This is a genomic window from Streptomyces sp. NPDC057486 (assembly GCF_042802415.1).
In the GTDB taxonomy this organism is placed as follows: Bacteria; Actinomycetota; Actinomycetes; order Streptomycetales; family Streptomycetaceae; genus Streptomyces; species Streptomyces yanii.
In genome coordinates this window covers 1-14,820 of sequence record NZ_JBHVEE010000135.1, presented here as the reverse complement: position 1 = coordinate 14,820, position 14,820 = coordinate 1, and the positions used below count along the sequence as shown (strand labels likewise).

15 protein-coding genes, 1 tRNA gene and 1 pseudogene are annotated in these 14,820 nt (G+C 66.5%); 6 read left to right on the top strand and 11 right to left on the bottom strand.

Translation table 11 applies throughout. The features are described 5' to 3' along the window. Positions 1 to 145: 145 nt before the first annotated feature. Together ACFU6I_RS39050 and ACFU6I_RS39045 are read right to left on the bottom strand one after the other, a co-directional pair. On the bottom strand, positions 146 to 355 hold the full coding sequence (locus ACFU6I_RS39050; RefSeq protein ID WP_384376286.1) for a hypothetical protein: 210 nt from the start codon (positions 353 to 355) through the stop codon (positions 146 to 148). A 487-nt stretch (positions 356 to 842) separates the two neighbouring features. Further along, complete coding sequence (locus tag ACFU6I_RS39045) at positions 843 to 1,295, bottom strand: winged helix-turn-helix transcriptional regulator (RefSeq protein ID WP_384376283.1); 453 nt, start codon at positions 1,293 to 1,295, stop codon at positions 843 to 845. A 103-nt stretch (positions 1,296 to 1,398) separates the two neighbouring features. Here ACFU6I_RS39045 and ACFU6I_RS39040 point away from each other — a divergent pair, with 103 nt between their 5' ends. Continuing rightward, positions 1,399 to 2,679, top strand: a complete 1,281-nt coding sequence (locus tag ACFU6I_RS39040) for an MFS transporter (RefSeq protein WP_384376332.1) — start codon at positions 1,399 to 1,401, stop codon at positions 2,677 to 2,679. Between the two features lie 1,112 nt (positions 2,680 to 3,791). After that, positions 3,792 to 4,049, top strand: a pseudogene (locus ACFU6I_RS39035) (transposase); the annotation flags it as partial. Between the two features lie 492 nt (positions 4,050 to 4,541). Here ACFU6I_RS39035 and ACFU6I_RS39030 read toward each other — a convergent pair. From ACFU6I_RS39030 to ACFU6I_RS39010, 5 genes are all read right to left on the bottom strand, one after another. Next, positions 4,542 to 4,793, bottom strand: a complete 252-nt coding sequence (locus ACFU6I_RS39030; protein WP_384376280.1) for a helix-turn-helix domain-containing protein — start codon at positions 4,791 to 4,793, stop codon at positions 4,542 to 4,544. Further along, positions 4,793 to 5,401: a hypothetical protein gene (locus ACFU6I_RS39025; protein ID WP_384376277.1), complete on the bottom strand. Its 609-nt coding sequence runs from the start codon at positions 5,399 to 5,401 to the stop codon at positions 4,793 to 4,795. The genes ACFU6I_RS39030 and ACFU6I_RS39025 overlap by 1 nt, the downstream gene beginning before the upstream one ends. Positions 5,402 to 5,590: 189 nt before the next feature. Beyond that, complete coding sequence (locus ACFU6I_RS39020) at positions 5,591 to 6,388, bottom strand: hypothetical protein (RefSeq protein ID WP_384376274.1); 798 nt, start codon at positions 6,386 to 6,388, stop codon at positions 5,591 to 5,593. A 241-nt stretch (positions 6,389 to 6,629) separates the two neighbouring features. Further along, positions 6,630 to 6,950: a response regulator transcription factor gene (locus ACFU6I_RS39015; protein ID WP_384376329.1), complete on the bottom strand. Its 321-nt coding sequence runs from the start codon at positions 6,948 to 6,950 to the stop codon at positions 6,630 to 6,632. A gap of 723 nt (positions 6,951 to 7,673) precedes the next feature. Further along, positions 7,674 to 7,850, bottom strand: a complete 177-nt coding sequence (locus tag ACFU6I_RS39010) for a hypothetical protein (protein WP_384376271.1) — start codon at positions 7,848 to 7,850, stop codon at positions 7,674 to 7,676. 21 nt (positions 7,851 to 7,871) lie between these two features. On the opposite strand from ACFU6I_RS39010, the gene ACFU6I_RS39005 reads away from it, so the two are divergent. Together ACFU6I_RS39005 and ACFU6I_RS39000 are read left to right on the top strand one after the other, a co-directional pair. After that, a complete protein-coding gene (locus tag ACFU6I_RS39005; RefSeq protein ID WP_384376269.1) occupies positions 7,872 to 8,105 on the top strand; it encodes a hypothetical protein in 234 nt (77 codons plus the stop codon). Positions 8,106 to 8,463: 358 nt separating this feature from the next. Continuing rightward, entirely contained in the window at positions 8,464 to 9,450 is a 987-nt protein-coding gene (locus ACFU6I_RS39000; RefSeq protein ID WP_384376266.1) for a LuxR C-terminal-related transcriptional regulator, read from the top strand. Positions 9,451 to 9,704: 254 nt separating this feature from the next. On the opposite strand, the gene ACFU6I_RS38995 is transcribed toward ACFU6I_RS39000, so the two are convergent. Further along, positions 9,705 to 10,532, bottom strand: a complete 828-nt coding sequence (locus ACFU6I_RS38995) for an IS5 family transposase (protein WP_384376263.1) — start codon at positions 10,530 to 10,532, stop codon at positions 9,705 to 9,707. A gap of 420 nt (positions 10,533 to 10,952) precedes the next feature. Between ACFU6I_RS38995 and ACFU6I_RS38990 the strand changes: the two genes are divergently transcribed. Then, positions 10,953 to 11,279, top strand: coding sequence for a hypothetical protein (locus tag ACFU6I_RS38990; protein WP_384376260.1), 327 nt, complete (start codon positions 10,953 to 10,955; stop codon positions 11,277 to 11,279). Between the two features lie 74 nt (positions 11,280 to 11,353). Here the strand turns inward: ACFU6I_RS38990 and ACFU6I_RS38985 are convergent. From ACFU6I_RS38985 to ACFU6I_RS38975, 3 genes are all read right to left on the bottom strand, one after another. Continuing rightward, positions 11,354 to 12,162 (bottom strand): IS5 family transposase gene (locus ACFU6I_RS38985; RefSeq protein ID WP_384376257.1). Its coding sequence is split into 2 segments (ribosomal slippage): positions 11,354 to 11,823 and positions 11,823 to 12,162, totalling 810 coding nucleotides; the frame shifts between segments, so codons are not numbered across the junction. Positions 12,163 to 12,228: 66 nt separating this feature from the next. Then, a tRNA-Trp gene (locus ACFU6I_RS38980) sits at positions 12,229 to 12,304 on the bottom strand. A 491-nt stretch (positions 12,305 to 12,795) separates the two neighbouring features. Then, complete coding sequence (locus tag ACFU6I_RS38975) at positions 12,796 to 13,791, bottom strand: DMT family transporter (protein ID WP_384376254.1); 996 nt, start codon at positions 13,789 to 13,791, stop codon at positions 12,796 to 12,798. A 110-nt stretch (positions 13,792 to 13,901) separates the two neighbouring features. Here ACFU6I_RS38975 and ACFU6I_RS38970 point away from each other — a divergent pair, with 110 nt between their 5' ends. Beyond that, positions 13,902 to 14,366 (top strand): Lrp/AsnC family transcriptional regulator, encoded by a 465-nt coding sequence (locus ACFU6I_RS38970; protein WP_384376251.1) that lies wholly within the window; start codon positions 13,902 to 13,904, stop codon positions 14,364 to 14,366. Positions 14,367 to 14,820: the final 454 nt, after the last annotated feature.

Here is a 14,820-nt window from a genome sequence, read left to right as displayed (position 1 = left end):
GGGCGAAGTACCCGGTCGCGGTCAGGCATTCTGCCGCCGCTGCGCCCGGGCCGGACCGGCGCCGTGCCGCGTGAAGCGAGAGCAGTCCGGACAGGTACACCGACGGACACCCCACAGACGGCCAGGGCGAAGTACCCGGTCGCGGTCAGGCATTCTGCCGCCGCTGCGCCCGGGCCGGACCGGCGCCGTGCCGCGTGAAGCGAGAGCAGTCCGGACAGGACGGCCATGCCGGTCCAAGGATCTGATCCACGGTGAACTCGCCCGCGCTCGCCAGTTCCTGTGCCCGCCTGGCGGCCTGCACAGGATCGTCCTGCAGTTCGGTGAGGAAATCGGCACCGGCGTCTGCCAGTGCCACGGCCGCGCCCACCCCGGTGCGGCCGGGCAGGTGATCACGATGCGGCGGGGGCGGGGCCGGCGGCTGCCCGGTCGCCTCCGCCCCGAGCAGGGGACGTCCCGAAGACGGAGCCGTGGGCGCGGTCGTCACCGGCTCCGCCCGGCAGGCCATATTCAGTTGCGAGGGCCGCCTGCAGCACATGCCCGTCCGCGTTCGGCCGGCAAGTCACGAGCCGGCCGAACGCGGAAAGACGCCTCCTGGACCGGAGCTTCTGCGCCTCGATGAACGTTGCCGCGTGCCGGAGGAGAGGACGCAGTGGTGGCGCAGCCGTGCAAAAAGTACCGGGGCAGGCGTTGATGGCAATATCCGAATCCCCCCACGCGGCGCTCGGATTGTCCCCGGAGTTGCCCGGTTCGATTCCCCGGGCAGGCCCGCGCCGGTCAGCGGGTGGGTGCCACACGGGAGTTGCCGCTCCAGTGGCGTGGCGGCGCCGGGTCTGCGGCTCCGGTCACCGGGTGGAGATCTTGTGGACGGTGGTGTCGTCGGGGTTCAGCCGGCGCCCGTCCGCAGACAGCACTTCCAGTGCGCGCAGGCGCTGTCCCTGTCGGCGGTCGACCAGCTGTGAGTGCGGTTCGCCGGGGGCGAAGAAGTTCTGTTCGCCCCACTGCCGCAGTGCCACGATGACGGGGAAGAGCGCCCTGCCCTTCAAAGTCAGTACGTACTCGCGGTAGGCGCTGCCGTCCGAGGCGGGGACGGATTCGAGGACACCGCCGGCGACCAGGGTGCGCAGACGCACGGTGAGGATGTTCTTCGCCACGCCGAGACTGCGCTGGAACTCTCCGAAGCGCCGGCTTCCGTCGAAGGCGTCCCGCACGATCAGCAGGGACCACCAGTCGCCGATCGCGTCCACCGACCGGGCGACGGGACATTCGCTGTCGTCGAAGCGCGTCCTGGTCACCATGGTGTCCCTCACTCTCACGACACTTTCACGATGGTTGCAACATGCTACCAGGGAAGTTACCGTCATCATTGGTAGCAAGATGAAACCAGATGTGGGGGTGCTGATGCCCGGCGGCGATGAGGCTGTCACACAGTGGACCGAGGCCCGGAGCGGGGAAGGTTCCGCGTTCGTTCTGTCCCGTGGCGTCGTCATGCTGTTCGCCGTCGCCTGCGGGACCGCGGTGGCCAACGTCTACTTCTCCCAGCCGCTCCTGGTGACCATGGGCCACGACCTCGCCATGAGCCCGGCACTTGTCGGCAGCGTGGTCACCCTCACGCATGTCGGATACGGGCTGGGACTGTTCTTCCTCGTGCCGCTGGGCGACGTGGCCGACCGCAGACGGCTCATCGTGGCCCAGTTGCTGCTCCTGGTGGTGGCGCTGGCAGTGGTGGCCACCGCCCGCACAGCGGCGATCCTGCTCGGGGGCATGGCCGCGACGGGGCTCCTCGCGGTCGTCACGCAGACGCTGGTGGCCTTCGCGGCATCACTGGCCCCTCCCGCCGGGCGCGGACGGGTCGTAGGTCTGGTCACCAGCGGCGTGGTCATCGGAATCCTGCTCGCCCGCACCGCATCCGGTCTCATGGCCGATCTCGCGGGCTGGCGCTCCGTCTACCTCGCCTCGGCCTCGCTCACCGCTGTGCTCGCGCTGGTCCTGTACCGAGTGCTGCCGCGCCGCAGTGACGCTCCGCCGGCAACCCTGCGCTACGGACAGCTCCTGCGCTCCACGATCACCCTGTTCGCACGGGAACGACTGCTACGGATCCGGGCCCTGTTCGCTCTGCTGGCCTTCGCCGCCTTCAGCACCCTGTGGAGCAGTGTCGCGCTGCCGCTCAGCGAGGCCCCGTACTTCCTGCCCCACAGCGCGATCGGGGCACTGGGACTGATCGGTGCCGCCGGCGCCCTGGCCGCGACCGTGGCGGGCTGCCTGAACGACCGCGGACTCTCCCGGCGGACCACCGGCATCGCCCTGGCACTGCTCGCCGCCTCGTGGTTGCCCCTGGCCTTCACCCGCAGCTCGCTCTGGGCCCTGGTGGTCGGAGTGATCCTTCTCGACCTCGCCGTGCAGGCGGTCCATGTCACCAACCAGACCCTGATCTACGCACTGCACCCGGACGCGGGCAGCCGGCTGATCGGCGGATACATGGTCTTCTACTCGATCGGCAGCGCCACCGGCGCCATCGCCGCGACCTCCCTCTACACGCTGGCCGGCTGGGGCGCAGTATGCGCACTGGGTGCCGCGTTCAGCTGCCTCGGACTCGCGCTGTGGGCGTTCACTCGGCACAGCATCCCGGACCCCGCCGCCAAGGTCACCTCTCGCGGTGAGGACCGGCACCCCACCATGTGAGCGACGCCGCAAGCCCCCTCGACGCGCTGTCCCGGCCCGGGCACCGAACGAGCAGACAGCCCCACCCGGCTCCTCGGCCTCATCCACAGCCCGCCGCCACTCGTACACCCCGCCGAACCCACCCCCACCAGGAGGACACGACCGGCGCAGCAACGGCACAAGGACAGCGACGAGACGCTCCTGGCGCGGGTCACCCGCAAACGACGGCATACACCGAACGTGGCGAGACCCCCACTCCCCCGGCCCCAGAATCCACCGGCTCCTTCCTGTACAAGCGCCGTCCGTCACACCCGGGAGACGACGGCACCGTTCACGACCCGACGACACCACAAACACCAACTGCCCCGCACAACCCGCCCCGCAGCGGTGAACACAGATGACGCCCCAACAGCGCAGGAACCACGACGCCCCTCACCCGGTGTGAGTTCCACGGCGGTGTGTGACGCCGCTGTCATGCAGGACGCATCGTCACGAGAAGGCCGAGGCCGAAGTGATCGACGTTCCCGCAACCGATGGCGCTCCGTACCGCGCCGGGGTTTTCCGCATCGCTCCCTTCCCCGGGGAGACAACGACGCCCCTGATCCGCCGTATCGAGCGCACTACGGGCCACAAGCCAAGGCGCCGCGCTCCTGCCGGACATGACACAACCGCCGGCCCCGCCACGGGGCAGGGGGCGTACGGGCCGGTGCCGACACCCTGCTGAACACGGCCGGGCGAAAGGCGCCGGCCGGACCGTGCGGCACCGGGCAGGAGGTACAGGCCCAGATGGTGCCGCCGCGGGCTCGGCCCGATGCCGAGCTGCCCGTCTTTGATGGGGCGCCAACTTCTCGGCGCACCCGTTGAAGCCGCCCGAGAACCCACCGTCTCCGCCGAGCTTGAGGAAACAGCATGACGTCAGCTTCCCGGCGCCTGATACGCCCGTACCCGATCGCGGTCATGCCCGACCGGGCGGCAATGGTGAAGGTCTGCCACCAGCCCGGATGAAGATCCACCGAGACGGAGGGCCGTTCGCAGTGAGGTCCCCCGACACACCGTCGTGGCCCTGAAGGAACTCCTGAGGAACTCCTGACGAAAGTGCTCTGCGGGGTGGCCGGATCCCGCTGGGACTGAAGATCCGGGGGTGCGGGTGGGCGCGGCCGAAACCGCGGGAAGCCGACGACGAGTTGTGGGCGGTCATCGAGCCGCTGCTGCCCAAGGTCGAGCACCGGACCCGGCATCCCCGGCGCAGGCGGCATCCGGACCGGCCGGTGTTCCAGGGCACCCTGTTCGCCCAGCACACCCCGGTCGCCCGGGAACACCTGCCGCAGGAGCTCGGCTTCGGCTCGGCCATGACCTGCCGGCGCCGCCTGGCCGAATGGACCGAGGCCGGCGCGTGACCCAGGCTGAACGAGGCCCTCCCGGCGGACACGGACGATCCCGGCCGAGAACCCCTCCCCCAGGAGCTTCGCCATTCGGTGCAGCTCCTGCCCTCAACACCCTGCCGCTGCCGCCAGGTCGAAAGGCTCAGTAAAAGCTGTCCCGCAATCCCCGGTGGATCAGCGCGCGGCGTCGGATGCGGTGCATCGCAAGGCGAAGGAGCATCCCCGTACCGGGTGTACTCGGGTGTTCCGGCAACGCAGCGAGGTGCCGTAGCCGGCGTCGTGCGCCCGCCGGGGATTACGGGACAGCCCCCTTGGTGCACCTACTCGTCGCCCGTCGCGTGTGTGGATGCAGACTTCCTGAACCACCTCACCCCAGCGAAGATTCCTACGGCGATCAGGGCCACGACCAAACCGATCGCAACCTTTGCCCCGGTGTCCATCGTTCCGTACATGCATGCTCTCCCTGATCACATTGAACGGCTGACCATCGAGGCCCGGTGGTCAGTTTTCTGCACTTTCACCATCACCTGTCCGAATGGTGAGGATGTCGCCGGGCCGGCACTCCAATACCTCACAGATGCGCGTGAGCGTGCTGAAGCGGATCGCTCTTGCCCGACCGTTCTTGAGTACGGACAGGTTGACGTTGGTCACGCCCACCCGAGCGGCGAGTTCGGCCAACGTCATACCGCGACACCGAAGAAGCCTGTCGAGATGAACGACGACAGCATGGCCGTCGCCCTCCTCGGGGGCCATCAGACAAGCCCTTCGAGGTCTTCTCGCATCCTGGAGCCGGCACGAGTGATCCGGGCGAAAGTGAGCAGACCAAGACCAGTAAATATGGCCAGACAGGGCGCGTTCCAGGCCTGGAGCCAGGAGACGGCCGTGAGATCCACTTCGCGGGCAAGCGACGCCAGAAGGGCCGTCCGCGAAACAGCAGCGACGGCCGCAGCAGCCACGCTGCCCACGAGGAGCCACCACCCCAGCAGCCGCAGCCGGGTGGCGGTCCGCAGTGTGTGCACTCCGTCGCGCGAGGCGCCGCGGAGCAGCAGGCTGAGGAGGAAGAGGCCCCCGACGCTCAGGGCGAGCGACGCCAGTGGTCCGAGGCCGGCCAGGATGTTCTGCGCGGTTGTTGCGCTCTGCGCGCAGTAGCGCGGAACGGAGCCGGCACTGGCGCCCGGTTCGGGGATGAAGTCACGCGCCGCGTACGAGCTGTTGGAGGTCCAGTCCGTGCTGCAGACACTGCCGCCACCCCAGCCGTGGACCGTGGAGAGGATGAATGCCGCGACCATCAGAGCCATCAGCAGCCGCAGAGCCACCGAGGCCACGGTGATGACAGGTTCGAGCAGCTTCCGGTCCTGCATCACAACCCCCCCTGCTTATCGATTAACATTATTATCGAAAAACGATACATGGCCGGGGATGGTGAGGGAACCCCCGGATCAACACGGCCCGGGGGTGGCGAGGGAACCCCCGGATCAACACGGGTGGGGGTGGTGCAGACGGTGCGTGCCGTCTGCACCGCCCCCGGCCCAAGGACGCGGTACGGACTGCTACTTCAGGTAGCCGCCGACGAAGCCGCGGTAGTCGCCCCACACCCGCTCGCGCGCAGACCAGGAGCCAAGACCGCCCTTCCAGGTGGCCGTCCACACGGTCTCCGACTGGGCGTTGTCGGCCGGCGGGGACGAGATCCACTCCTTCACCGGGCTGTTGGAGAACGAAGCAGCCGGGACGTAGTTGTAGTGAGTGGCACTCCCCGGATAGACCTTGGTCGTGTCCGTGCCGTTGACCTGGTAGTTGGTGCGGACGCTGACCTTGGTGACACGAATACCGAAAACCGTGTCGTAGACCGTGTACGAGGCCCACATGTCCCTGTAGGAGGCCGCGGCCGCCATGACGTTGCTCTTCTGGGCCTGCGGTGCCAGCGGTGCGGCCTCTCCGGTCTCGGTCACGGTCTCGACCGCGTGCCCCGCGCCGAGCACCTTCGTCGACGATCCCTCCGTGGGTGGCACGTCGGCCGCCTCGTCGCCCAGCTCGCTCACCGCCTGGGTGTACGCCTGCGTCGTATTCGAGTCACTGATCAGCGTGAGGAATCTGAACTGATCCATGAAATTGAGCGCCTTGAACTGCGTGGCGATGTCCGCAGCCTCGGCGTCACCCGCAAGCGCCCTGCCCTCCAAGTAGGCGATGTAGTTCTCGGCAGTGGTGGTGGGCCCCGGAGGCTCCACACCCCCAGCGGCAGAGGCCTGGCCCGGCAGGGCCACCAGCACGAGACCGGCCACCGTGGCGGCAACCACACCAGTGATACCGGCCCGCGCGGACTTCCGGCCAGAGATCTTCAGACCAAGCATCGGGAACTCCTCCTGATTGAAATGAACGACACTTATCAGTGACGCAATTAATTCGTGCAGAGATTCAGCGGCCAGGGTTCCTGACGGAATCCTCAGCGCCTGCATCCAAGGTGCATCCGGGCATCATTCAGCCCTGCTGCAGAAACCTGGATCCCTGAGAACTCGATCAGAAACCCTTGCGATTTCTTCCCTGTTCCTTCTTGCTGCCCCAAGCATTCCGCCAGGGCCACCCGTCCGGCAATTAGACTTTCGGCATAACCGGATCGGCGGTGACGCAGGAGCCAAGACGGCCGGACTCGCCCACTTCCGTGGACGCGACAGCGCACGGACACGGATTCAGATAGGAAACAGCGGTGACGGCAGCGGCCGTTCGGCTTTCCAGTCCCAGCTTCAGGAGAATGCGCCCGACATGAGCCTTAATGGTTCCCTCGGCAACACCCAGACGCCGAGAGATCGCGTGATTCGTTCCGCCTGTCGCGAGCAGAAGGAGAACTTGGTGTTCACGCTCCGACAACTGGGAGATCCGGCGGACAGCCGGCCTCAGGTCAGGAAAGCCCTGCATCGGGCCTGCCTGCACATAACTGACATCTCCATACATGGCAATTCGCAATCGGTCGACGCGGATCGGTAACTGGCTTGCACACCGGAGCGGGTCATTGCTCTGCGGACGGAGGAAGACACGTCCGGGCTCTCCTGCGGATCGCATCCCTTTGATGCCGCCGCCCGTGCCGGTTCCGGTGCCGCCGCCCGTGCCGGTGCCGGTGCCGGTGCCGGGCTGCCCGGCGCGCGTGGGGCACGAGTCAGCCGGTCATCTGCGCAGCCGCCTGCCGATCAGGCAGCGGCGGGGCGACGGCTCAAAAAGGGCCGAGATCGACAGACGTTCCGCAAAGCCAAGGGGCATCCCGCAATCCCTGACACAACAGCGCGCGGCGTCCGATGCGGCGCACAGCAAAGAGCTGTCCCGTAATCCCCGGTAAATCAGCGCGCGGCGTCGGATGCGGTGCATCGCAAGGCGGAGGAGCGTCCTCATACTGGGCGTATTCGGGCGTTCCGGCACCGCAAGCCAAGGCACCTGCCGGAGCCGTCGTCGTGCGCCCGCCAGGGATTACGGGACAGCCCTCAGGCAAAGGCGCCCCCGTACGGGGCGCACCCGGGCGTTCCGGCACCGCAAGCCAAGGCACCCGCCGGAGCCGTCGTCGTGCGCCCGCCAGGGATTACGGGATGGCCCCTGGCCACGAGCACCGGACGGGATCCCGGCGGCTGATGCCCGCCCGGGCAGCCAGGGTCATCCCCAATCGAAATCGTTGGACTGTCCCGGCTTTTCGTCGCCGGCCCCCACACCCGCAGCGGCGGCCGGCAAGGGCGCAGCGGTCTGCGCCGTGGTGGCAATGGCGCCGATGAAGAGGACCCCGACAACGGATGCGGCGACCGCGGCGGCCCTGGCGAAACGGATGGCATACATGGTGAGTGACCTTTCTGGGCCATGAGCAGCAAGAGGGAGTTCACCGGCCCCAGGTCCCGCGGTGACCTGATCTCCGGTGACGCCGACCGAGCTTGCCGCCTGGCCGGCAACAACTACTCTCCTCGTGGGCCGGACCCCATGGAAGGGCTCTCCGGTGGACCCAACGGGCCATGGACCAATGGGGCCAGCAACGGCGCTTCGGCCCGCACGAGCGTCCACCCGGACAACGACGGCTCCTGCCGCAGCACACGGTGACAGACTGCCGCCACACACTCTTCCGCCTGCTGCAACGAGTCGGCCAGTACATAGAAACCGACGACGGGATGGAGGGCGGCACCGAGATGGACGGTGACGTGCTCGACCTGTTCCTGACTCAGTGCCCAGGCCTGGACGAGCTCCGCCGCCCGGACGGGGAGCACAGCTCCCGCAGGGCCCCTGAGACGGGCATGAATGAGATACATGCCCCCAGGATTCCAACCGGGGCGAACTACTTACCAGTTGATCAAGCTGGACGATTGGGGCCTTGGACTGAAGCGGCCACCTTTGCGACTCAGCCTCTTGGCATTTACAAGATCCATGGAATCATCACTGTCCACACCTTGAGGGGGGCCTCTTGCTGACCACGCTTGGACTCGACCAGGAGACAGAAACCCTGTATCGGGCGATGCTCACACATCCGGCCGAGGGCGTCGCCGCACTGTGCGAACGACTCGGCATGCCCGAACAATCAGTCCGCCGCGGCCTCGACCGCCTCAGCGAACTGGCCCTGGTCAGGCCCTCCCAGGAAGAACCCGGACAGATCAGAGCAGTCAGCCCCGAAATCGGCATGGAAATGCTCCTCGCCCGCCAACAGGCCGAACTGGCCACACAGCAACAACGCATCGAAGCCTCCCGGGCAGCCGCAGCCCGCCTCATCGCAGAGTGCGCGGACCTCAGACCGACCACAACACATCCAGGCGTCGAACACCTGGTCGGCCTCGACCACATCCGCGACCGGCTGAACCAGCTCGAACGCGACGTACGCCAGGAAGTAATGATCTTCTCGCCCCAGAACGAACACATCGTCGCAGGACTCGAACAGGCCCGACCACGCGACGAAGCACTGCTCCGACGAGGCATAAAAATGCGGACCATCTACCTCGACAGCATCCGCAACTGCCCACCCATCGTCGAATACGCCCAATGGCTCACCTCACTGGGCCGCCAAGCACGAACCGCCGCCACCCTCCCCACCCGAATGATCATCATGGACCGGACCTCCGCCGTCATCCCGGTCAACGCAGACGACACCGCAGCAGCCGCCGTCGTACTCAGCGGCCACGGAACCCTCACCGCACTCTGCGCCCTCTTCGAAAGCACATGGACAAACGCAACCCCACTAGGAACAAACACACCCCGCAACAAACACAACCTCACCGACACCGAATCCACCACACTCAAACTCCTCGCCCAAGGACACACCGACGAAACCATCGCCAAACGCCTCGGCGTCTCACACCGCACCGCCCGCCGCACCGCCACCACCCTCATGGAACGCCTCAACGCCCGAAGCCGCTTCGAAGCCGGAGTAAAAGCCACACAACTCGGCTGGCTCCAATAACCCAACAAAACCCCACCACCCACCCCACACACACCACCACACAACCCCCAACCCCCAACCCCCAACACACGCCACACGCCACACGCCACACGCCACACGCCACACGCCACACGCCACCACCCACACACAAACCAGCACACAACCAACAGACAACTCACCCCCTCCAACACACGGAACGAACACCTGCTAAGAGGTCGTTTTGTCCCGCTGTTTTATCCCGGGATCGGTTGTTTGGTCTGTGGTGTCGGGTCGCGTCAGGAGACGGTGTTCTCGCCGGTGAGGCGGCGGGCCATGAGGTCGGTCATGGCGAGGTGGATCACGGCTTCGGAGCGGGTGGGCAGGGTTTCGTAGTCGCGGGCGAGCCGGCGGTGGAGCATCAGCCAGCCGTAGGTCCGCTCGACCGCCCACCGCTTCGGTATGGGGGTGAAGCCCCTGGTCCCGGGCTTGCGAGTGGTGATTTCCATGTCTATGCCGAGGGCGGCGGCGTGCTCGACGAGGTGCTGGCGGTAGCCGCCGTCCACCCAGACCTTGCGGATGCCGGGGTGGTCAGCGGCGACCTGGTCGATGAGCCGGGTGCCGGCGACGGAGTCCTGCATGCTGGCCGCGGTGACCAGCACGGCCGGCAGAAGGCCGAGCGTGTCGGTGACGATGCTCCGTTTGCGGCCCGCGATCTTCTTGCCTGCGTCGATGCCCTGGCTGGAGGCGGGAACGCTGGTGGAGGTCTTGACGCTCTGCGCGTCGATCACACACGCCGAGGGCTCCGCGTCCCGCCCTTCCTTCTCCCGTAGAAGTTGCCGGAGTAGACCGTTGAGCTGGGCGAACACGCCTTCGTCGGCCCATTTGGCGAAGTAGCCGTAGACCGTGTTCCAGTGCGGGAAGTCGTGTGGGAGGTAGCGCCACTGGACCCCGGTCCGGTCCACATACAGGATCGCGTCCATGATGTCGCACAGGTCGTGCTCGGGCGGGCGGCCGATGCTCAGGGCCCTGCCACGGCGCTCGAAACGCCAGGCCGCCAGCACCGGCTCGATCAACTCCCAGCGGGCATCGGACAGATCACCCGGATACGGGCGTCGCTTGGTCATGCTTCCGACGTACCGCCGCAGACCGAGTGCGCCCAGGCGCACAGCCGCGACACCGGAAGCATGCAGGCCACGCAGGCCACGAAGTCCGGACGTTCCGGGATGAGACAGGAACAAGACCCAACCCGCCCCACCCGCCACCCCACCCGCCCCAGAGGCATCAACTGCACTCATGGCCACTACCGCACCACGATCACACGACTTGAAAATCACCCCAAACATGCATAATACAGATGAAAACGACCTCTAACTGATGGTTTCAGAATGAGGTCCGGAGGTGGCGAAGGCTTATGAGGCGAAGCTGGTTGAGGCGAGGACCCGTCCAATCTGTCCCATGCAGCTCAGTCTCGACGGCCTGACCCACGACGACCGGCAGTCGCACAGACTAGCCCGTCTGGCCTATGCGCCGTGCATAGTGTCCTCATGAATCGATTCGTGGGTCGAGCCCGCCTCGAATGGTGGGCTAATCGCTCGACGTGCCTTGAGATGTACGACATCAACGTCACCGTCACTGTCGACGCGGCCGGCAAGTGGCAGGCAACCGGTCGGCATGCCAATGCACTCGACACGACCCAGCGCGAGGGCTGGGACTTCCTCATGGAGATGGATCCCCACTTCTCCGTTGCGTTTCCCGGTGAGGATCGCGGCAGGATCACGGTGCGAGTCGTCGAGGCAAAGGATGGAGCCCTCACGCTCATGGAGGCATCGGACTGGAACGGCTCCGTGAGCGTCACCTTCGACCTCACCTGAGTTCAGCCGCCAAGGGCAGGAACCCGACTTCGCTGCCCTGCGACCGACTTCGGCTGTCGCCCCATACTGATCTTTCAGAATGAACTTCGGAGGCGGCGAAGGCATATGAGGCTGCAGGCCAGTTCAAGCAGGCCTTGGTGTAGATCGGCGCGTCGTTCGTAGCGGATGCGGAGCCGCTTGAACTGGTGGAGCCAGGCGAAGGCGCGCTCGACGACCCAGCGGACCTTGCCCAGCCCGGAGCCGTGTGCGACGCCACGTCGGGCGATCATCGGTTTGATGCCGCGCTTCCACAGCAGGCGGCGGTACTTGTCGAAGTCGTAGCCCCGGTCGGCATACAGGCGCCGGGGCTTGCGGCGGGGGCGTCCTTGCAGGCCCCGAATCGCTGGGACGGCGTCCAGCAGGGGCAGCAACGGGGTGACGTCATGTCGGTTCCCACCGGTGAGCGTGACAGCGAGCGGTGTGCCGTGGCGGTCGACGATCAGATGGTGTTTGGAGCCGGGACGGGCACGGTCGACGGGCGAGGGGCCGACGTGATCCCCCCTTTCAGGGCCCGGACATGCGACCCGTCCACGGCGCAGTCGTCCAGGCCCAGAAGGTCAGCGCGGCGCAGTTCGGTCAGCAGGGCGGCATGCAGACGCGGCCAGACGCCAGCCTCGGTCCAGTCCCGCAGTCGGCGCCAGGCCGTCACCCCGGAGCAGCCCACGGTCTCGGCCGGAACATCGCGCCAGGCGACACCGGTCCGCAGCACGTACATGACGCCCGCGAGGGCCGCACGGTCCGGAACACGCAGTCGACCCGGGTGGTGGTGGCGGCGTTCGGGAGTGGGCGGCAGCAGCGGAGCGACCCGCTCCCACAGGTCATCTGGAACAAGATCAGCACGCACCCCGGACACCCTGCCGACCAAGATCGTTGAGCGCAAGACTGTAGATCAAGTCATTTTGAAACGATCAGTAAGCCGACCGGATTCGAACCGGCGTCCTCGCGATTTTGGAGACCGCGCGCGACCACCCCTGCGCTACGGCTTCGGCCGCTGCGATCCTAGCCCCCGTCACGCTTCAGGACGGACCGGTGCGTCGGCCTTCTGATCCGTAGCTATATGTGGATCGGTCGCGAACGGTGGTACCGGCCGCACTACGGCCCCAGGGGGACGCTACCGGACGGGATCGGTTGCCGTAGTTGCTGTACTTCGCTGCTGTACAGCCGGGCCCGGTAGGTACTACTCAGGACGCCGATTGCACGTCACGCTGTCGCCCGCTGCTCCTCGCCCAGTGGGGCGCGGCGCACATCCGAGAGGACGTGGCGCTTCACCTATCAGTGGGGACCACGTTGTGGTGGACGCAACAAAGCCCACATGACGAGAAAGCCGAGAGGCCATTTGAATCGTTCAGTGAGCCGTTGGACAGTGGAGCGGCGCAAGGTGCATAGCCACACGTAACTGCTCAAGGAAACGCAGAGACAACCCCAGCTCTGCCACCAGACGGCCCACATCGATGGATCTCGACAATGTCCCCAGCTGTCAGGCCACTTCGCTCGTTGATGCCGCGCTGGTCGGCGGCATCCCATTGGTCATGCTGCGGGTTCGGTCAAGTGCCCTGCCCCCGGGCAGTGGACGCTTCGGTCCGTTTTCACGACGGCGCGGCGCGATGTTGAACACCGTCACGCCAGTGACGATGAGCGCGAGGGCGGCGCTCACGCCTGAGGTGATGGGCTCGTCGAAGAGGGGGATGGCGAGGAGAGCTGTCAGAACGGGGCTGATCGCGCCGGCTGTTGCAGCGAGGGTGCTGCCGAGGGCCCGCACCGCGTAGGCGTAGCACAGGGTCGAGAGCAGTCCCGTCCCGATGCCCTGAAGGCCGGTGAAGAGCAGAACGTCGGAGATGCCAGCGGTGCCAGTCATCAGATGTGAGGGCATAGCGGCGGAGGCGGCAAGCAGGGCAGCTGCGATCGCGGCGGGTGTGCACACGGCGAGCACGACGCCGGTAAGACCGAGCCCCGTCTGGCGCAGGCCGATCGTGTAGACGGCCCAGGCGCATCCGGCGGTGAGGAGAACGCCGATGCCCGCGGTCGTCGCGGTGGACGTCGTCTGCATCGCAGTCGCTGCGATACCCGCGGTGATCGCGGCCAGGGCGATCAGACGCCGGGGGGAGATCCGTTCCCGCCACCGGAGATACAGGATCACCGTGACGAACAGCGGGACCGTGCCGGGGATGAGGAGACCGATGAGCGCGGCGGAGGCCAGGCTTCCGCCGAGTGCGGAGAGGAGAAAGTGCGGCAGTCCACCGATGCCGAGCATGAGCAGGACACCGATCCGTTCGCCACGCAGCGCGCGGACGGTACGCGGCAGCCACGGCGCAAGGATGACGACGGGTGTCGCGAAGCGGAGAAATGCCACATCGATCGAGGTGAGGCTGGACGAGCCGATCCCCCTGACCGTCAGGGCGAACGAGGACCACAGAACAACCGCGGCCACGAGAGCGGCCACTCCCATCAGCCTTGCACGCATCTGATTGGCCATAGCCAACTCCTTTCATCCCTGCTCTACAGCGAGCAATGTTAGGAAGATGGCTGTAGCAGACGATTGCGAATCATGCCGCTCAATCGGTCTTCTGTGGCAGAATCTGCTACGTGGTGACCTTTGATGACATCGACCGGCACATCCTCCTCGAACTCCAGCGAGACGGCAGACTCACCAATCAGGAACTGGCGGATCGCGTGGGCCTCTCGCCGTCACCGTGCCTGCGGCGTGTGCGGCTCTTGCAGGAGAGCGGCGTTATCAGTGGCTATGCGGCGATGCTCTCCCAGGACGCGCTTGGGCTGTCGATCACCGCCTTCGTGCGGATGACGCTCCTCGCACACACCTCGCAGGTCGTCGACGCCGTCGAAGAGAAGCTCCGCTCGATTCCCGAGGTGGTCGAGGCGTACCTGCTTGCCGGCGATGACGACTACCTTGTCAAGATCGTCATCGACTCGTTCACCGCGTACGAAGACCTCGTACGGCGAGAGCTGCGGACCCTCCCGTCACTGTCCTCGATCAAGACGACATTCGCCTTCGCCGTCACCAAACCGCCATCGCCACTCCCCATCCCCTGAGCCGCGCACCCTCACCGGCGTGACCACGGTGACCACAGGCTCGGGGGCCGGCGTATCCGCTGCACGCTCAGAGGACAGGCGGCGAGCCCAGCCGACGCGAAGGACGCCTTGCGCGCACCGAGCTGCTTGCGCGCCATCCGGTTGAGGTTCAGGCGGGTGTGAGCAAGCACGAGGCACGCGGCGAGGCCGTATTCGGCCCAGCCTGCCAGGTCGGAGCGTTTGATGGCTCTGTTCACGAGAACCGGTTCTGGCACACATTCCGTGAAAGATCTCGCTGGTTCTCGCCAGCAGGAGGCGCGCGCGTCATGTGAGCTGCGCGGACCACGCGTCACCGGGTTCCGGTGAGGCTGGACTTGAGATCGCTCAGTGAGTGTCTGGAAAGGCGGGACACCGGCGCTGAGTGGTCAGACGACTCTCCAAGGGTCGGTAATCGACGGATGAACAGGCTTCGGCC